This window comes from Candidatus Hydrogenedentota bacterium, from assembly GCA_016791475.1.
Taxonomy (GTDB): domain Bacteria; phylum Hydrogenedentota; class Hydrogenedentia; order Hydrogenedentales; family JAEUWI01; genus JAEUWI01.
Genome location: JAEUWI010000013.1, coordinates 127945 through 147870, shown reverse-complemented (window position 1 = coordinate 147870; position 19926 = coordinate 127945). Strand labels below are relative to the sequence as shown.

Genomic DNA, 19926 nt, shown 5'->3' with positions numbered 1-19926 from the left:
TTGCAGATGGCCAAAGAAAAGCACCCCGACGCCACGCCGCGCATCATCAGCGACAACGGCCCCCAGTTCCTCTCCCGCGACTTCAAGGAGTTCATCCGCATCAGCGGCATGACCCACGTGAAGACCTCGCCCTACTACCCCCGGGGCGCCCCGCCCGCAATCAGCAGGTCATCGCCCGCCTGCTGGATGATGTACTCTTCCTTCCCGAAGGACGCCGGATCAAGATCGCCGATCACCGCCGCGGGCGCATCATGAAAGCCCACATATATCAGGCTAGCCTTCTCATCCACCGCCGACACGATGGGCAGCGTACATCCGCTGATCCGTGCCACATAATCCTGAAGTACCGACGCCGCGTACTATTCCGCCGCCGTGGCCGAGGGCGAGGAGTAGATGTGGTAGTCGCTCTTCCCCTGCTCCACCAGTGGTCTGGCCGGCACTGAAGCCGCCGCCAACAGGCAAGACCACATCAAGCCATACAAGGCCAATGCTCTGCATATCTTCATACGTTCAAATCCTTCTCATGAGACAGACCCGCCTCTTGTAATCCTCGCCCGGCATCTCCATCATCCCCACCTTTGCGCCTTGGCGCCTTTGCGTGCAAGAAATCTCCCCTACTTCACCTTCACATACATCACCACCGCCGCGCCCGGCTTCTCCTTCAGCTCAATCGCCACGCCTTCCTCCATCAGCGCCTTCCCCGTCATCCGGATCGTACCCTCCACGTCCACATTCCGCACGTCGTACTCCGCATCTGCTTCCAGTCCCTTCAGCGGGAAGGACGCGCCGAAGAACTGGCTTTCGTTTCGGCGGAAGGCCTGCACAAAGCCCGTGCCCGTATCAGGCCGGTTGAACTGCCACGCAATCCAGTTGTCCTGCGAAACGCTCCAGGGAGTCAGGGGATAATAATCGCCGTAGTAGCTCGGACCAACCTCCAGCCATTCGTTGTAGAGCTTCATGATCAGCGCATCGTCCACCGCCACGCGGAAGTCGAAGCAGCCGATATTGGCTGGGCACATGTTGCTCCGGCGCATGTAGGGGTGGTAGGACGAGCCGCCCGTGCCTTCGCCCCAGCCCACGGTGTTGGAGGGGTTGTAGCCCGTGCCGAAGATTGGCAGCCACAGGGACAGGCCGTAGGTATGGCCCTGCTGGCCCGCGGGCTCGAAGAGGTAGTCGCTGCGCAGCAGGGGAATGGCCCGGCGCATGGTCTCCAGATCGTTGCGACGTCCGCCCGAAGCGCATGAGTCGATCAGCATTCCTGGATGCCGCCGCAGGAGCTCATCCCAGTAGGCGAGGTAGCCCATGACGTACTTATTCTCCGTCATGCCCTGGCGCTCTGCCGTGTCGTTCTCGCGCCAGAATTTGAGCGGGTCGATGTTGTAGTCCTGGCGGTAGAGATCGATTCCTTCATCCGTGATGATCTGGTCGATATGGTTCACGAGCCAGTTCCACGCGTCGGGATTGCCCAGATTCAGCAACCCGCCCTTTTCACCGCCGAAAATCCATTCCGGATGCTCGGTGGCCAGCCAGGTGCCCTTCGCCACGCGCTCGGGCTCAAACCACACAATAGTTTTCACGCCCTTGCTGCGCCCATGATCGCTCACGGCGCGCAGGCCGTTGGGGAAACGGTGGGGGCGGCGATCCACTTCCCACGTGCCGGTAAAGGGCCAGTTATTCTCCGCCGCGCCCACATACCAGCCCGCATCCATCCACCAGTAGTCGATCTTCAGGCCCTTGGCAAGGTAGCTGTCGAGAAATTCCTTCTGATTCTGCTCGTTCGCCTTGGTCATCTCCGCGAACTGGTGGGAGCTGCACGCCGCGAAGAAGGGCAGCTTGATCCGCTCCCCGTGGGGCTTGGGAATGTTGTACTGGATCATCCAACGCCGCCAGATGTTCTGGGCGTCGATCCACTCGTTGTCCTGAGAGAACTGCACCACCACCAGCGGCGTCCGGATCTCTTCCCCCGGTTCCAGCCGCAGGTGGGTCAGTTCCTGGCCCGCCTGGACCTGAATTCCGGTGCCGCCGTCCCGCTTGAAGCCCGCCGCCCACTGGCCCGGCCAGCCGATGGTCACAATCGCGCCCTCGTCACCCGAGCGCAGGTTGAAATAGGGATAGGCGAAGTTCGTGCCGCGGCCGCCTTCCGGCGCGATGTGAAAGGATTCTCCCGCGCCCAGCGGCGTCACCAGGGGTTGATAGGCCGTCGCGGACAAATTGTCGCCGTTATTGTGATGGAGCACAAACTCATCGCCCGCGTCGTGCTGAAAAATCGTGTCGATGCCCTGAACCTTCTCCAGCAGTGGCGTTGTGCTGGAGGACGTGTTCTTCAAGTAGACCGTCCATTCCACCGTCTTGAAGTCACGGTACTCCAGACCCTGCCAGCGGACCTCCAGACCCGTCTCCGGATCCTTCCAGGTGATCGTGTGCGCCGTGCGTTGTTCGTCAACAACGCGGCTTTCATCCGTGCGCGCGCTCCGCGCCAGCACCACATCGGAAGCCACCCCGCCATATACGAAGGAGAATGGCGCTCCTACCTGGCCATTGCCCAGGGCCGCCTTCCACGCCGCGCGCCGATCCGGTCCGCCCAGGGTCATGTCCGCCTGCGTGCCCAGCCAGTGCAACAGCGCCGGTGGCGCGGGCTCGTATTCCTCCACCCTCAACGTGAACTGGCCCACGAAATCCGGCGTGCCGCTCGCGCCCGTAGCATGAGCCCCCACCAAATCCAGATTGCCCGCCACGGCCGGCGGCGCAAAGTGAAATTCGGTCAGCGTGGCCTTCAGGCGCTTGCCCGGCTCCGTAAACACCCACAGCCCCGCCGGATTGTCCCCGTGGGTCAACGTACACGCCGCCGCAAGGTCTGTGATGGGCAGGCCCATGGTCACCTTCGCGTCGTTCGCCGTTAACGCTGGCGCGGCAACACCCAGCTTCGTCATCTGCGTCAATGCGGACAGCCCAGCCTTGTCCTGCGCGCCGTCGAAAAACAGATTCAGCCCGGTGTGCTTCCACGTCTCGCCAAACTCCGCATGAAAGGTGTAGGTGTGCGTCCCCGGCGTAAGGGGAATGCGAATCGTGTTGTCCCCCGCGCTGTTCAGCCACTGCGGCGCGGCAACCGCCTCGCCTTCATACACAAAGAGGTCCCAGGCGGCATCCACCGGCCCCGCGTTGTAGCGATGCCGTGGATTTACCGTGCCCTGTTCGTCCGTTTCAAAGAGGGCGATGCCGCTAAGGTCCAGGGCGGGTGCGGTAAAGACACAGAGACCCGACAAAATCAAAATGGTGTGTTTAAGACGCAGCATGGGATACTCCTTTGTTTCGAGATACACCGCCCCCTTCCCCCGCCTCAGGCGCGCCTGAGCATCAGGTCCCCGGAACTCCGCTCCGAAGTCCACCCACCATGATGGCCGATGGATGCCCTTGCGCACAAGCCCCCAGCCGGACCGCCGTGATCGCGGGCGTTTTCCTTCGCTCCGCGCCCAGACCCCGGCAAAGGCCGTAGTACCCCGCCAAACTCAGCTCCGCAGCACGACCCGCTGCTCCCGCAGCGCGCGATTCGCCATCTGGGCCGCTGACGCCGCACGGACGCCCGCCTCCACCGGCGCGTTGGGTGTGTTTCGCGTACGGATGCACTCGAGCCAGTTGCTCAGGTGGAGAAACTCGCCCCGGGGCTCGTTGAAGAAATCCGCGCCGCGCGGGCCGTCCCCCAGTACAAGTTCCTTGTAAGGCGCGGTGTTGTTGCGCTCGGGGTGGAACTCGTAGCGCCCGCGGTCCGCGTAGAGCGTGGCCTTCGTGCCCATATACTCCATCATGGCCGCATTGCGCGCATTGGAGAAGGTGCCCTCAAAGTAGATCTGCGCCCTGGGCGTGTCGTAAGTCAACAGCGTCTGCACGGTGTCGGGCGTTTCCCACTCGCCTTCTTTCGCAAAGAAACTGCCGATACTCGTGGCCATCGCCGGATCGCCCGCCTCCAGAAACCAGTGGGCCACGTCGATGTAGTGCACCATGAGGTCGGTGAAGATACCACCACCGAAGTCCCAGAACCAGCGCCAGTTGCGGAAGCGATACTCATCGAAGGGCTGGTCGGGCGCATTGCCCAGAAAGGCCTTCCAATCCACCGTGGCGGGATCGATGCCATATTTGCCTTTGGGGCTCCGCTCGGCATTTCGATTCCACGTGAGGTGCACTTTGAGCACCTCGCCCAGTTCGCCCGCCTCGAAGATCTTCTTCGCCTCGATCAGGTGCGTCATGCTGCGCTGCTGCATGCCCACCTGCACCACGCGACCCGTCTCCTTCTGCGCGGCAATGACGGCCTCGCCCTCCTCCGGCTTGTGGGTCAGCGGCTTCTCCACATACACATCCTTGCCCGCACGGCACGCGTCGATCGTCATGGGTACATGCCAGTGATCGGGCGATCCGATGATCACCGCGTCGATGTCTTCCCGCGCAAGGAGCTCGCGATAGTCCTTCGTCACAAAGGCCCCCGGCTCGGCCAGGGCCTTGCCCGCTTCCAGATGCGCATCCCACACATCGCACACGGCCGCCAGCTTTACTCCGGGGATTTGCTTCACCACCTCCAGTAACTGGCGACACCGACCACCCGTGCCGATCGCGCCAAGCGTGACGGTTTCGTTCTGGGCATAGCCCTTTGCGGTGGCGAGGTAGCCCCCCGCGGCGGCGGCGACGGCGGTGTGGCGAAGGAAATCACGGCGGGTCGAATTCTGGGACATGGGGGGCTCTCCTCTGTTTGCCTTGGGGCTAGTATAGCGGCTTGATCCCGGCGGGGCCAGCAATCAAAATCAGACCGATCACACTAATCAGATCGGTCCGATCCGTCTGATGGGCCTGATGGGCTACCAGTTTTGCCGCTCGCCCGCCCCATGCTATGATCGCCCCTCGGCTGGCGGGCCACCACCCCCACAACAACCCAGGAGAATCTCCCATGGCCACCATGCGCGTCGCTCAAGTTCCCGCACCCGGTTCCGCCTTTGAAATCGTGGAGCGTCCCATTCCCGAACCCACGCCCGGGACGGTGCGCATCAAGGTGGAGGCCTGCGGCATCTGCCACAGCGACATGTTTGCAAAGCTCGGCCTTTTTCCAGGCACGGTCTATCCCCGCGTGCCGGGCCACGAAGTCGTGGGTGTCATCGATGCGATCGGCGAGGGCGTCACCCACCTCTCCCCCGGACAGCGCGCCGGCGTGGGCTGGAACGGTGGCTACTGCAGCGCCTGCGATCCCTGCCGGGGCGGCGACTTTTTCGCCTGCGAGCGCGATTCTCACACGATAACGGGCATCGCCTATGACGGTGGCTATGGCGAGTACATGATCGCGCCGGCCAGGGCGGTCGCACGCGTGCCCGATGGGCTGTCATCCCTCGAAGCCGCGCCCCTGCTCTGCGCGGGCCTGACGCCCTTCAACGCCCTTCGCAATTGCGGCGCACAACCCGGCGACACGGTGGCCATTCTGGGCATTGGCGGCCTGGGCCATCTGGGCATCCAGTTCGCCAGGAAAATGGGCTTCCGCACCGTCGCCGTAGCGCGCGGGGAAGACAAAGCGCCGCTGGCAAAGGATCTCGGCGCGGACCACTACATTGACAGCCAGGCGGGCGATCCCGCCGCCGCGTTGATTGCCCTGGGCAAAGCGAAGGCCATCATTGCCACGGCCACCCACGGCCCCGCCATGACCGCCCTCATGCCCGGCCTCGCGCCGCGCGGCGTGCTCATGGTCCTCGGCGCGGCGGAGAAGCTCGAAGTGAGTCCGGCACTGATGATCGGTGGGAGCTATTCCGTGCGCGGATGGTATTCCGGCACCTCCATCGACGCCGAAGCCACCCTGCGATTCGCCGCCCAACACGGCGTGCGCTCGATGAATGAAATCTACCCCCTCGAACACGCCGAACAAGCCTACAACCGCATGATCAGCGGCGAAGCACGCTTTCGGGTGGTCCTGAAAATCGTCTAAGACCCATAAGACCCATAAGACCCATAAGACCCATAAGACCCATAAGACCCATAAGACTCCCGGAAAGCAAGACTATGCCCGCAAAGACCAAGCCCCCCAGGCCTAAGAAACGCAGCGCCAAGAAAACACCCGCAAAAACCTCGCGCACGCGCAGGCCTTCGGAAATGACCCTCGAAGAGTGGCAGATTGCCCTCCGCCGCGAATACGGTCGCGAGCAAAACTTTCAGCACAAAAACCTGGGCGATCATCCCTTCTTCTCGACCTTCTCCGTTCACAATCCCGCGAGCAAACGCACCTACCGCGTTTCGGTGCGCAGCGAAAATCTCGGCGAGAACTTCTGCACCTGCCCCGATTTCTCCGTGAACACCCTGGGCACCTGCAAGCACATCGAATGGCTGTTGGCGACCTTGCAGAAGAAGCGCGGCGCGAAGGCCGCTTTCCGCGAAGGCTACCACCCGCCCTTCACCGAGGTCTACCTGCGCTATGGCGCGGAGCGCTCCGTCCACATGACGCGCGGCGCGGATTGCACCCCGGCGGCGGACAAGCTACTTGCACGATTCTTCGATCCCCATGGACGCCTCCCGGAGAAAGGCTTTGCGACCTTTGATCGCTTCGTGCGCGACATCGCAAAGACCGAGCACGACATCCGCGTTTACGACGACGTGCTGGCCTTTGTGGCGCAGCACCGGGACAACGCGCGCCGCCAGGAAACGATCACTAAGCTCTTTCAGGGCAAGGGCGGCGCGGCGGCCCTGGGCAAACTGGTGAAGACGAAGCTCTACCCCTACCAGCGCCAGGGCGCGATCTTTGCCGCGAAAGCGGGCCGCTGTCTCCTCGCGGACGATATGGGCCTGGGCAAAACGATCCAGGCGATCACGGCGGTGGAAATCCTCGCGAAGACCGCCGGGGTAGAGCGCGTGCTGGTGGTGACGCCCGCCGCGCTGAAGCACCAGTGGAAATCGGAAGTGGAGCGCTTCACCGGGCGCAGCGCCGAGGTGCTCGACGGCCTCCAGCCGGAGCGGGCAAAGATCTACAAGAGCGACAGCTTTTACAAACTCGCAAACTACGAGACCATCCGCCGCGACATTGAACTCATCCGTGCGTGGCGACCCGACGTGATCATCCTCGACGAGGCGCAACGCATCAAAAACTGGGACACGGCCCGGGCGAAGTCCATCAAGCTATTGGAGTCCAACTTCGCCATCGTGCTGACGGGCACGCCCTTGGAAAACCGTCTCTCGGAGCTCCATTCCATCATGGAGTTCGTGGATCGCTTTCACCTCGGTCCCCTCTTCAAATTCCTTCACGCCCACCAGCACGTGGATGGGGATGGTCGCGTTATCGGCTACAAGGACCTCGGCGCGATCAAGGAAAGCCTCGCGGGCGTGCTCCTGCGCCGCCGCAAGTCGGAAGTGCTCCAGGAATTGCCCGGTCGAACGGACAAGTATTTCTTCGTCGACATGACGCAAGAACAACGCGTCATACACGAAGAGAATGCCGAGATCGTCGTGCGCATCACCGCCAAGTGGCGAAAGTATGGATTCCTTTCTGACGAAGATCAGCGCCGCCTGATGACCGCGCTGCAATTCATGCGCATGTCCTGCAACAGCACCTTCCTAATCGACAAGGAAACGGACTTCAGCACCAAGATGGACGAGTGCGCCCTGCTGTTGGACGATGTCCTGGCCGACCCCGAAACCAAGGTCGTCGTCTTCAGCCAATGGCTCGGCACCCACGAACAACTCATCCGCCGACTCGACGCCCACAATATCGGCCACGCCTTTTACCACGGATCCCTCGTCGGTAAAGCGCGAAAGGAGGTGCTGGAGACCTTTAAAAACGACCCCGCGTGCCGCGTGTTGCTCTGCACCGATTCCGGTGGCGTGGGATTGAACCTTCAGTTCGCCTCGGCCATGGTCATCATGGACCAGCCGTGGAATCCCGCCGTGCTGGAGCAGCGCATCGGACGGGTCTACCGGCTGGGCCAGCAGCGCCCCGTGCAGATCTACCACTTTGTCTCCAAGGGCACCATCGAACACGGCATGCTCGACACGCTCAAGTTCAAGAGCTCCATGTTCGCGGGCGTGCTCGACGGCGGCGAGAACGAAGTCTTCCTCGGCGGGTCGCGCATGCAGAAGTTCATGGAAACCGTGGAGCAAGTCACCGAAGCGGTACCCGCCTCGCCCCTGCCCTCCGAGGAGCCCGTGCGCTATGAGGAAGACGACGCACCCTGGGAAATGCCCGAAACGTCCGCGACCGTCGCCGCGCCGCGCGAAGCCATGGTCGCGAAACAGGCCGATGCCGCTCCCGAGCCCTGGGGCGATTTGGTCAACGCGGGCCTGGCTTTTCTCGGTCAGTTGAGTGCCGCAGCGGCACAAGGGGGCACCGCAAAGTCGCAGGGTCTGGCGGGCTTCATCAAGCGGAACGAGCGCACCGGCCAACCGGAGTTGCAGATTCCCCTGCCCGATCCTGAGACTGCGACAAAGCTCGGAGCGCTGCTTGGGGGACTCGGCGACGTGCTGAAGGTCCTGGGCGCGCGGAACTAGCGAAAAATCACCAGACGGATCGGACCGATCAGACCTATCGGATCAGATCGGTCCGATCCGTCTGATCAGTCCGATGGCGCACTTCACGTCGCGAGTGCCAACCAATTCTCTATTCACCATTCACTTTTCTAAATTCTATTCCGGCAGCGCAAAGGCCACCCACGCATCCCCCGTTTCCGTGCCCAGTTTGCCGCCGCCGGTGGCCGCAATGACGACGTACTGCTTGCCGTCCACCTCATACGTTGCGGGCGGCGCATAGCCGCCGAAGGGCAGTTCGTGTTGCCACAGCTCCTCGCCGGTGTCGGCGTCGAAGGCGCGGATGAGGCTGTCCGGTGTGCCGGCGCAAAAGACCAGGCCGCCCGCCGTCACCATGGCGCCGCCGAAATTCTCCGCGCCGGTGTCGTCTTCACCCCAGGCCGCCAGCTCGGGGTAATACCCAAGCGGTACTTTCCACAGGATCTTGCCGGTGTTCAAATCGATGCAGTTGAGCGAGCCCCACGGCGGCGCCACGCCGGGGTAGCCTTCCTGATCGACGAGCTTATGGTAGCCGCTGAAGGTATAGCGAAGTTCGCCCGAATCCTCGGGACGAATGACTTTCACGCCCGGCTCGCGCAACAGGAAGTAGTCCAGAAGGGCGTTCTCATCTTCTTCCGTGAGTCCCTCGGCGGCGGGCATCAGATTCCTGCCGGTCTTCAACAGCGCGCGAATGTCCGCCTCCTTCACGCGCGCCTCAACGCCAAGCAACGGCGGCGCCATGCCATTGCCCTGAAGATTCGGGCCATGGCACTGGAGGCAGCGCTCCTCATAAAGCTGTTGTCCCCGGCTCTTCGGAAGCGACGGATCGCGGCGCACTTCCACCGCCTTCACCACCGTGATGCTCCAGGCCATCTCATTCGCACTCACATAGAGCAGGCCCCGAGCGGGATCTACCGCCGCGCCGGTCCACTCCGCGCCGCCGTGGAGCCCGTAGAAGATGGTCGCTTTGTTTTCCTCAAAGGGCTCGAACCAGCCGTGGTTGGCCTTGTTGACGATCTGGGTGATGTAGTCACGGGCCTCGTCGGTTCGCTGGGTGATCTGCGCCGGGGTGAACTCCTGGCGTGCAAAGGGCTCGGGAATTTCCACGTCCGGCTGATAGGACCACGTCTGCTCGCCGGGCAGCTTGGACACGGGTGCGCGACGCATACGGAAAGGATAGAGGGGCTTGCCGGTGACGCGATCCAGCAGCAATGTATTGCCGATTTTGGTCACTTGCGCGACCGCATCGACTTTCTTGCCGTCGCGCATGACCGTCACAAGGTTGGGCGGCGCGGGAATATCGAGATCCCAGATCTCGTGGCGGATCTCCTGAAAGTGCCACTTACGCTCGCCCGTGAGGGCATCCAGCGCGATGACGCAATTCGCAAACAGATTCTGTCCCTTGTGGTGCACACCCACGAAGTTGGGTTTGGGGGATCCCGTCGAAATATACGCGATGCCCCGTTCCTCGTCCATCGCCATGCCGCCCCAGCAGTTCGCGCCCTCCTCCACAGTGCTCCAGGAATCGGCGCCATATTCGCCCCCGGATGGCCGGGTGTGGAAGGTCCATAAGCGCGCGCCCGAAACTATGTCAAAGCCCCACACATCACCTTCATAGCCGGGAATTACGAACACGTTCTTATGGATCGCGCCAGCCACCACCGCCTGACCCGAAGCCACTTTGCCCCCGTCGCCGAAGCTCTCGATGGCCTTTCCCGTTTCGGGATCAATCGCCCAAAGCTCTTTGCCCACAGCCACCAGCAACCGGGCCGCGTTCGCGCCGTCGCCCGGCCAGTACACCAGCCCACGATGGGCGGGGCGCCCCTCGCCCTTGAAGCGCCACTTCTCCACGCCCGTGCGCGCGTCCAGCGCCACGAGATACTCGCCCGGCGTGGGGGCGTAGAGCGTATCACCCACAATCACAGGATTGCACTGGATGTGACCCTCTCCGTCTCCACTCCGATATTCCCACGCGACCTTCAAGTCCTTCACCGTATCGCGATTGATCTGCGCCGCGCTGCTGAAGCGACTGTTGCTCGCCCCGCCGTGGGAACGGTGCCAGGTGCTGAAGTCTTTTGGATACCCGTTGGCCGCGGTCAACTCTTCGGTTGTTGCTGCGGGAATCACCTGAAACGCCGGCAGGGAGGCGCGCAGCAGAGGATCCTCCACGCGCGCGGAGACGGCGGCGGCGCTCTCTTTGAGGTCGTCGAAATTCCATAGCCCCACCGTCTCGCCATCGGTCTGCGCGGGGGATTCGCCGGGTGGCGCGGCCTGGAGAATGCCGCGCACAATCTTCACATCGTCCACGAGGCCGTCGCAATTGAAGCCGCCCTCCACCAGCCGCCCGAAAGCCAGACCGCCGGGCGCGGAAGGCATGCCATTGGGCTCGATGGGCTGCCCCGCAACAATAACGCCGTCCAGCGCGAGCGTGACTTCGCCCGGACCGTAGGCAAAGCTGATCGCGCGCCATTGACCATCCGTGATGCTGCGACCCGTGCGCAAATGGTCGGGCTTCATGCCGGGCATATACACCGAAAGGTTGCCACTGCCCGCTTCGGTGAAAATCTCCCAGTGCGCGCCGGAAGCCTTGGTGTGGTTCGCCGCGAGAATGTTGAAGGATGCCGCGCCATTCAGCCTGGCCCGCAGCGACACCGTGATCGGGGGCGTAGCGTAGTCCGGCTTCCCTTCCACAACCATGCCCCCGGCCAGGGCCATGCCGAAGGCTTCCGAAAGCGAAGGCGCGCCTTTGGAGACCGCCGGGCGCAGGCTGGCGCGCTGGGGCACGGGCTTCGGCCCCGGCGCCGCACCGCCATCAAGCTGGGGCACAATCCAGTCGAGCCCTTCAAGGTTATCGCGCAGCGTGTCTTCAGCGTCGTCTTCCGTGTGGCCGAGAATGCCAATAGGGCCCGAATAGCCACTGTCGCGAACCACCTTGATGAGGTCCTTGTCCAACTCACCCGAGGCGATGGGCAGGATTTTCTGGCCCTTCTTGTCGCCCTCGCGGTTCATGCCGTTCAGGTTGAAGCAGTAGAGGTAGGGCATCATCCGCTGGATGAGCGCCGGCAACTGGTCCACGTGATCGTGGCCGTGGTGCATGTTGTACACCATGCCCACGTTGGGCAAGTTCAGCGCCTTGATGATGGCAATCTGATTGTCCGGCTCTCCGAACCACGCACCGTGGTTGTACAGGCCCACGGTGCAACCGATCTCCGCGGCCGCCGCCGCAATAGGCCGGATCGCGTCGGCGTGCTGCCGCACCCGCGCGGCCTGCTCTTCCGGCGTGCACTGGATTTCGCCGCCGCCCATGGTGATCCAGAGCTGGGTCTTCACCTCGTGGCGCTTCAGCGCATCCAGGATGGCCTTCGCCTCGTCGTTCAGCGCGCCGGGAAACCAGAAGGCCGTCAGCTCGATACCATAGCGCTCCAGCGTCTCCATTTCCTCATCAAAGGTGGGGATATGCTCCGCGCGCCAGTCGTAGGCAAACTTCTTGAAGCCCAGCCGCGCCAGCATCTCCGCACGCTCCGCCGGACCCCGCTTCGCGCTGTCGAAGGGCACGATGCACCACGCCACGAGATTTTCCCGCGCAAAAAGCGCCGGCGCCTCGGCAAGAGCCTGGATCGCAATTCCAGTCAGCAACAACACCGCCGCAACAATGCGGACGGGATGCCCTAATTTGAGTTGTCTCATTGAATCTCTCCACGTAGTTTGAAAGGCGCGGGAACTACCCCCGCGTGTGACGATTGGACTTTGATCTTCGAAAAAGGTTTGAAGTCTAACGACAAAGAACGCCCAAGATAAACGGGCCATGGTCCTCAGAGAACCATGGCCCGTAGCGGTCAATCAGTCTATCGCGTCACCGCGCGCCGCTCAAGAAATTCCGCGACGTCGCGAACGCATGCTCGCCCATCCCAGGCCGACCATCGTAAACAGCACCAGGATCACATCACTGGTCAGGCCTGCGCCTCCCTTGAACTGGGGCGCGGAACAGCCAACCGTCGGCTTTGCGGCCCGATCCAGCTCCGCTTGCGTGAGGAAGCCGTCTTCGTTCGAATCAATCTCATTGAACTGGGCCAGGGTCATTCCCGCCGAACCCGCGGACGCTTCGGCGAAATTCAACCGGTCGTCACCGTCGCCATCAATCGTGTCGAAGTTGTCCAGGAGCCGGTTGGCGATGGTGGCAATGGGTTCCGGCTCACCTTCACCTTCACCTTCACCTTCACCTTCACCTTCACCTTCACCTTCGCCTTCGCCTTCACCTTCACCTTCGCCTTCGCCTTCGCCTTCACCTTCACCTTCACCTTCACCTTCACCCTCACCTTCACCTTCACCTTCACCTTCACCTTCACCCTCGCCTTCACCTTCACCTTCACCCTCGCCCTCGCCCTCGCCCTCGCCCTCGCCTTCACCTTCACCTTCACCTTCACCTTCACCTTCACCCTCGCCTTCACCTTCACCGCCCTCGGGCGTCAGCGTGACGATAGCCTCTTCGATGATATTGTTCACCCGAACCGTCGTGGAATTGGCAACGAAGCCTTCCTTGCTGGAAGAGATGTTGTATTGACCGTAAATATCCACGGGCATGTGGACAACACCGTCGCGCGAGGTGCGACCGGCGTTTCGACCGTCAAACATCACGTTGGCGTTTACAATCGGCGTATTGCCTTCCGAACTCCGCACGGCAACGATCAGGGTCGTCGGAATAAGATCCGAGCCGCCCGTGCCGATCGCCACCAGCAGCAGATACGAGGTGCCCTCGCCACTGATCGTCGAGTCCGCATTCGTTACGCGCAGCAGATACTGATCCGGGGCGCTGAAATTATGCTCGAAGACCAGATCCGCGCCGGGTGTCTCACTGCTTTCCACCCGCACAGGTGTTGCGCCGTCTACCCCATGGTCCAGCACGTCGTTGGCGAGGTAAAGCTCCACAACCGCCTGATTGTTCGGTCCCGGATTGATTACTGCAATCGTGGCCTTCTGGTCCGGCAACGGCGCGAACAGCACCCAGTCCTCATCGCCGTCGTCGTGGAAGTTGTGGCCCTGAACCGAGTTGATGGGTATCCAGTTCGCGTCTTCCGGCGCGTCGTCATTCTCCCAGGCGTCCGCCAGATTGATGCGATCCACAAATCCGATGCGGGGCGAGGCGTGAAACTGGCCGCCGGCGCGGACGAAATACTGCACCTGGAAAAGTCCGCCCTGATCGAACCCGTTGTAGTCGCCCTCCCAGCGCTCCGTCGCGCTGTTGAAGGTGAACTCGATGAAGTCCAGCCCCGAAATGGGCTGTTCATCATCGCTCGTCAACGAGGGACGCTGGAAGTTCGGCGGCACAATCAACGCCCCCGCCCCTTCCACCGGGAAGGGCGACACAACGTTGCCCAGGCCCAGCGTGGCCGAATTGCTGCCGATCGCCTGGTCGGGGGTGATCTCGCCGATGAACACGCCCGGCACCTGAATATCAAAGTTCGCGCCGGGGCGGTGACCAAAGGCCAGAGCGCTGTCGCCCGCCTGATTGGCCGCGCCGTTGCCGTCACTGTCGATCTGGGGCACCTGCAACGGGTTCACCGCCTCGATGGCGATCTTCGCCATGTCAAAGGCCTGACCGTAGTCCTTGCCATTAAAAATATTGAACCAGAAGTTCAGCGAGAAGCTGATATATTGCGCCTGGTCAAAGAGCGCCACCCCCTCCACGGGGCCCACCCCCGAACTCGTCATGCTGATGCGCTGGAGGTTGTTCACCCCCTTGTCTTCCACAATCTGCGACTTGGCGAGTTGAAGGTTGTCGATAAACGACCCCGCTTCGCACGTGTCGATCAGCGTCGTGATTACCGTGCGCTCGGCCAGGGGCACATTCTGCAACTCGTCGTACCACGCATCCAGGTCGTCCGCTTCCAGATACTCCGTCGCGCTCATGCGGAAGCGATCCCGCTGGCCGTGATCGACCAGGTACACCAGCAGCTTCTCCGAGCCCTGAGCCCAGTTCGTGATGGAATCTTCCAGGCTCGCCAGACTCGGCTTCCCGATTACGTCGTTCACCCCGTCGCCATCGCCGTCGATATCCGTGTCCGCGTAGAAGCGGATGTTCTCCGCCGGGAGCCCCTCCGATCCAAGGACGAAATAGGCAAAGCCCGCCAGCGTGGAGAAGGTCTCGTACAGCGCGTCGTCCGCCGTATCGCCCACCACGATTATAGCCTTCGATTCGTTCGGCCCGACCGGCGGAAGCACATCCAGGAAAACGCGGGCATTCCGCTCGAGGTTAAAGCTCTGGACAATATCTATCGTCGGCGCGTCGACGCCCGTGCGGTAGATCGTGTCCGTCTCCATCGCGCCACCGCTCCCGTTAAAAATAACTTCGTAGCCGGGGTCGACGTCGCTCTCTATCAGGTTGATGGCCTGATTCGCCACCAGCCGCGTGCGGTAAATGTCCAGTCCCGAGTCCACCACGTTGCGGTGGAAGCGGAGATAGGACCGGAAGTTGCTCCCGTGATTGTCGGGATAGCGGTGGCCCACAAAGAGATCGTCGTCGCCGTCCGCGTCCACATCCGCCATCTTCGGCATGCGTCCGTAGCGGTGGTCCACTTCGTAGGCCTCGTCCAGGCGGCCGCCGTAGTCGAAGCGAAACGCCGGTATCTCAAAGTTGTTGTGATTCGGAACCGCGCGGTTGATGTAGAAGTGCAGTTCCGTGTCTTCGAAATCGTTGTCCGGGCTCCAGGCGATCACAAGGTCCGGGCGCCCGTCAAGATTCAAATCCCCGGCGGCCATGGCCTCCAGATAGAGCGGATCGAGCGGCTGGTTCGTGTCGTACGGATCGGGGAGAAAGTCCGCCGGCAGAGTGCCATCCAGCAGATCATAGTACGCCGGCGAGGGGTCCATGCTGTGCGCCAGCAGGTACTCGTACTGATAGATGTCCACCACGCGAATCGTACTGTCCCCTTCAAAGGAATAGGCGGTGATCAGCTCCGAGTAACCATCCTCGTACTGGTCGTAGTCGTGAATCGCAAAGCCGCGCGGAAAGGTCACGTTGTCGCCGAAGGCGATTGACTCCACAAAGTCGCCCGTCACCTGATCGAAGCTCGGCGGGCTGCCGCCGCCCCCGGGCTCGATCTCGTAGTAGTCGATCGTGCCGTCAAGCTTCTGCACGAACAGCGACTGATCCCCGTCCCCGTCGTGATCCTGAAAGAGAAACAGGTCGTTGCGATAACCGTTGTCGGCTGTGCCCGCATTGAGCGGCACCGATACGAAGCTGTTGGCAAAGTCGAACTCCGCCCACGCCGGCGCATAGGGCGCGCCCTTGTTTTCGAACATGATCAAATTGGTCTCGGCGGACCCGCTGATCCCCGTGCGGAACAGGTCCAGATCGCCATCGTGATCATAGTCCCAGAAATCCACATCGCCCTGACCGGACGAAAAGGCCACCGCGTTCTCCTGGTTGATCCGGTAGGCCCCATTCTCCCCTTCATCCAGGAAGAAGCGATAGTTCTTCAGGCGGCTGTTGACCGAAACGAAGATATCCCGCACCCACTCCACCCCGGGAAGCACCGAATCGGGATTCTCCCGAACCGCAAAAGTCACCTCGGCAAAGTCCACGCCGTCGATCGCATTGTGATCGTAAATATAGGTCACCGCATCGGTGCCAATCGTATTGTTCCAGGCGGGCTCGGTCGCCGTGCCAATATTCCGCACCAGCGTCAGGCCGTTCGTCCGGTCATAGAACATGAAATCCAGCAGGCCGTCGTAGTCCCAGTCGTACAGGGCGGTGTCGCCCACGTTATACGAAAAATTGCCGCCCTTCGCCGACTTGCTCATACCCGGTTCCGCGGGGAGCTCCGCCGGGTTCGCCCCCGCCGCCTTCAGAGCCTTCGACTCAATCCGACCGGGGAGCAATTCGCTCAATTCCGTCACTTCCACATACGCGGGAAAAAGCGGCGCGGAGGCGTCGCCTTCGTTGATGCCCAGATAAACCCGGTGCTGGCGCTCGGCCTCGAAAATCCAGGCCTCGGTAATAAAAAGATCCAGCAGCCCGTCGCCGTTGATATCGCCCAGTGCGACCCACATGGCCCGCTGGTCGTCTGCCGCCTGATTGCTGCTCGCGATTACCCGGTTAAAGGAAAAGGTCGGGTTCGAGCGGGGTCCGTCGTTCGTGTACAGCACCACCTGCTTGTCAAAGGTGCCCACGCCATCTTCAAAATTCACCACCGCCACCAGGTCGGGCAGGCCGTCCCCGGTGAGGTCGCCGAAATCCATATTCAGATCCCAACGGGTAAACTCCGGAAGGTCATCCATGGGGATGACCGACGAACCGCCGGGGTAAAAGGCATTGCTCGAGCCCAGGTTTCGCATCAATTCCGGGCTGGAGATGCTGCTGGGAAACACAAAGTCGTTGTCCCCGTCCAGGTCGATATCCACCACCGTCATTCCGGAACGCCGATTGGTGGGCCCGTAAACATAGCCCTCGCCATAGGTGGTCTGGCCCCAAATCTCATGGCGCAGGCGCTCGGAATCCCCTTGCTTGTTCGCCCGAAGCGGCGCTTTTTTCGGCGTGCCCTTCAGCGCGCCGATATCGACCGCCGGGGTAACCTGCGCCGACGCCTCCGGCAACACCGGGAACACCCCGGCCACCAAAAGGCACACACCAGCGAATACAGAATACTTTGACACGAGACTTCCTCTCCCATCGGGTTGGGCGCCCGGCCTCTGCACCGGATGCGCCCATGTATTATACGACAAAATTGTCAATTTGTGGGGGCAGCCGTCACCCGAAGACCTGCCGGCCGCCCGCGCTCCGCACCCGGCCCCGATTCAGACCGGAACAGGCACTTCGTCCAGCAGGCTGTTGATAATCCCGGACTTCGTGCTTCCGTCGTACTTCGACTTGGCCGTGAGCATCACACGGTGCGGAAACACATGGCGCGCCATGGTTTGCACATCGTCAGGCAGCACGAAGTTCCGACCCGCCCCAAAGGCCGCCGCTTTGGCCGCGCCGAAGAGCATGAGCGACGCCCGGGGGCTGGCGCCAATCTTCAGCCGGACATCTTCCCGGGTCCGCTGAACAATGGAAACGAGGTAACGGGCAATATCCCGATGGACTTCCACCTGGCGCACCAGCCGCTGAATGGCGATAAGGTCCCCGGCGTCCATGGCGGGCTCCAGCGACTCCAGCGGGTGCTCGGAAGCATGGGCGTAGAGAATGTCCACCTCCGACGCCGCATCCGGGTAGCCCAGATTGAGCTGGACCAGAAAGCGGTCAAGCTGGGCCTCGGGCAGGGGGTAGGTGCCGTGGTACTCCACCGGATTCTCCGTGGCAATAACGATGAAGGGGGCTTCCAGTGTGCGCCCCTGGCCCTCTATGGTAACCTGGCGCTCGCTCATGGCCTCCAGCAGGGCCGACTGGGTCCGGGGCGAGGCCCGGTTGATCTCGTCCGCCAGCAGCACATTGCAGAAAATGGGACCCGCACGAAAATTGAAGTTGCCGTCCACAGGATTGTAGATGGAAGAACCCAGAATATCGGCGGGCAGCAGGTCCGGGGTAAACTGGATTCGGTTGTAAACCGCGTTCAACGAGCGCGCCAGCGCCTTGGCCAGCGTAGTCTTGCCCACCCCGGGCACGTCCTCCATCAGAACCGAGCCCCCCGCCGTCACCGCCGCCACGAGAATGTCAATGACTTCCCGCTTGCCCTGGATCACCGAGTTAAGGTTCTGCTTGAGCGCCGCCAGCTTTGCCACGGCCTCGGTCGGGGTAAGTTCCTTCAGGGCAGCCTGTTCCATTGATGCCTCCACAGTCGGTTAAGCTTTCCAGCCGGATTGTAGCAGTTGACAGTTGACAGTTGACAGTTGACAGCGAGGCGACCCATAAGACCCATAAGACCCATAAGACCCATAAGACCCATTCGCCAACTCTCCGCTGCCAACTCTCCGCTGTCAACTGTCAACTGTCAACTGTCAACTCTCCACCGAAGTCCATTCGTAATCGGCGTTAGTCTCATGTTAGACTGACCCCGGTTGAGGCTTCTGAAAAACACTCGTTATTCCGTGGTTCGCCTCCGGGAAGGCGCGCTCCATCGGGAACAGAGCCCCTTCATTCGTGCCGGGCGGCCCTGAGACCCGGGAATTCAGTGGCGGCCGTCGCAGCAGGAACAGCACGGCGGCCCATTTGCCCAGAATGACTGTAGCACCCTGCCGCTCCAGAAGCCGGTGGATAGGAAAGGAAAAGCCATGAACTCTCGTCGCAATTTCTTGAAAGCATCGGCGGCGGCCGCCCTCGCCGTGGCGGCGGCCCCCGTGCGGGCCCAAGACGCCCAGCCCATCAAAATCGTCTCCAGCCTGCCCCACACCGGCAGCGCCAACGCCCAGACCAAGACCATGGTCAACGGCATTCAACTGGCCATCGAAGAAGCGGGTTCCAAGGCGGGCGGCTTTCCGCTGGTCTACGAAGCCTGGGACGACGCCTCGCCCGAACGCGGCCAGTGGGACCCCGCCGTGGAAGCGGCCAACGCCGACAAAGCCGTGGCCGACCCCAACATCATGGCCTATATCGGCACTTACAACTCCGGCGCGGCGAAGATCGCCATGCCCAAGTTGAATCAGGCGGGCCTGCTTATGATCAGCCCCGGCAACACCTGGCCCGGCCTCACGAAGCCAAAAGTCGGCGAGCCGAATGAGCCCATGGTGTACCGCCCTTCCAAGAAAATCACCTATTTCCGCGTGGTGCCCGCCGACGACATCCAGGGCCTCGTGGCGGCACGGTGGACCAATGAAATGGGCGCAAAGAAAGTTTACATCCTCCACGACCGCGAGCTCTACGGCCAGGGCATCGCCACCATGTTCCAGAAGGAAGCCAAGGTCCTCGGCTTGGACGTGCTTGGCTTTGAGGGTATCGACCCGAAGGCCTCCAACTACCGCTCGCTGGTCACCAAGATCAAGCAGAAGCGCCCCGACCTGGTCTATTTCGGCGGCACCACCCAGACCAACGCGGGACAGATTGCCAAGGACCTGCGCTCGGCCAACCTGAACGTGAAGTTCATGGTGCCCGATGGTTGCTTTGAGAACGCTTTCATCGAATCCGCCGGCCCCGAGAACGTGGAAGGCAGCGCCTTCATCACCTTCGGCGGCGTGCCCGCGGACAAGCTCACGGGCAAGGGCGCGGAGTTCTACGAGAACTACAAGAAACGCTTCGGCAGCGAGCCCGAGGCCTATGCGGCCTACGGCTATGAATGCGGCCGCGTCGTCATCGACGCCATCAACCGCGCCGGCAAGAAAGACCGGGCCGCCATCATCGCGGCTACAGCAGCCACGAAAGACTTTGACGGCGTGCTCGGAAAATGGTCTTTTGACGAAAATGGCGACACGACCAACACCACCATGAGCTGCAACACCGTGAAGAACGGCAAGTTCGAGTTCGTCAAGGTGTTTGGACAGTAG

At 62.0% G+C, this 19926-nt stretch carries 9 protein-coding genes and 1 pseudogene; 4 read left to right on the top strand and 6 right to left on the bottom strand.

Going from position 1 to position 19926, the window contains the following annotated elements:
- Positions 1-141 (top strand): annotated as a pseudogene (locus JNK74_09330) (IS3 family transposase).
- A 218-nt stretch (positions 142-359) separates the two neighbouring features.
- Here the strand turns inward: JNK74_09330 and JNK74_09325 are convergent.
- The 3 genes from JNK74_09325 to JNK74_09315 all read right to left on the bottom strand — a co-directional run bounded on the left by JNK74_09325 (position 360) and on the right by JNK74_09315 (position 4721).
- Positions 360-506, bottom strand: coding sequence for a hypothetical protein (locus tag JNK74_09325; protein ID MBL7646374.1), 147 nt, complete (start codon positions 504-506; stop codon positions 360-362).
- A 108-nt stretch (positions 507-614) separates the two neighbouring features.
- Entirely contained in the window at positions 615-3293 is a 2679-nt protein-coding gene (locus tag JNK74_09320; GenBank protein MBL7646373.1) for an alpha-galactosidase, read from the bottom strand.
- A 213-nt stretch (positions 3294-3506) separates the two neighbouring features.
- Entirely contained in the window at positions 3507-4721 is a 1215-nt protein-coding gene (locus tag JNK74_09315; GenBank protein MBL7646372.1) for a Gfo/Idh/MocA family oxidoreductase, read from the bottom strand.
- A 212-nt stretch (positions 4722-4933) separates the two neighbouring features.
- Between JNK74_09315 and JNK74_09310 the strand changes: the two genes are divergently transcribed.
- Positions 4934-5953 carry an alcohol dehydrogenase catalytic domain-containing protein gene (locus JNK74_09310; protein ID MBL7646371.1) on the top strand — a complete coding sequence of 340 codons (1020 nt, stop codon included), beginning with the start codon at positions 4934-4936 and terminating at the stop codon, positions 5951-5953.
- A gap of 74 nt (positions 5954-6027) precedes the next feature.
- Positions 6028-8499, top strand: coding sequence for a DEAD/DEAH box helicase (locus tag JNK74_09305; protein ID MBL7646370.1), 2472 nt, complete (start codon positions 6028-6030; stop codon positions 8497-8499).
- Positions 8500-8634: 135 nt separating this feature from the next.
- Here the strand turns inward: JNK74_09305 and JNK74_09300 are convergent, their stop codons facing one another.
- From JNK74_09300 to JNK74_09290, 3 genes are all read right to left on the bottom strand, one after another.
- The gene (locus tag JNK74_09300) at positions 8635-12201 is read right to left on the bottom strand and encodes a PQQ-binding-like beta-propeller repeat protein (protein ID MBL7646369.1); all 3567 of its coding nucleotides are present in this window, start codon (positions 12199-12201) and stop codon (positions 8635-8637) included.
- A 180-nt stretch (positions 12202-12381) separates the two neighbouring features.
- Positions 12382-17166 (bottom strand): VCBS repeat-containing protein, encoded by a 4785-nt coding sequence (locus JNK74_09295; GenBank protein ID MBL7646368.1) that lies wholly within the window; start codon positions 17164-17166, stop codon positions 12382-12384.
- Positions 17167-17307: 141 nt separating this feature from the next.
- On the bottom strand, positions 17308-18273 hold the full coding sequence (locus JNK74_09290; GenBank protein MBL7646367.1) for a MoxR family ATPase: 966 nt from the start codon (positions 18271-18273) through the stop codon (positions 17308-17310).
- 447 nt (positions 18274-18720) lie between these two features.
- Here JNK74_09290 and JNK74_09285 point away from each other — a divergent pair, with 447 nt between their 5' ends.
- Entirely contained in the window at positions 18721-19926 is a 1206-nt protein-coding gene (locus JNK74_09285) for a branched-chain amino acid ABC transporter substrate-binding protein (protein ID MBL7646366.1), read from the top strand.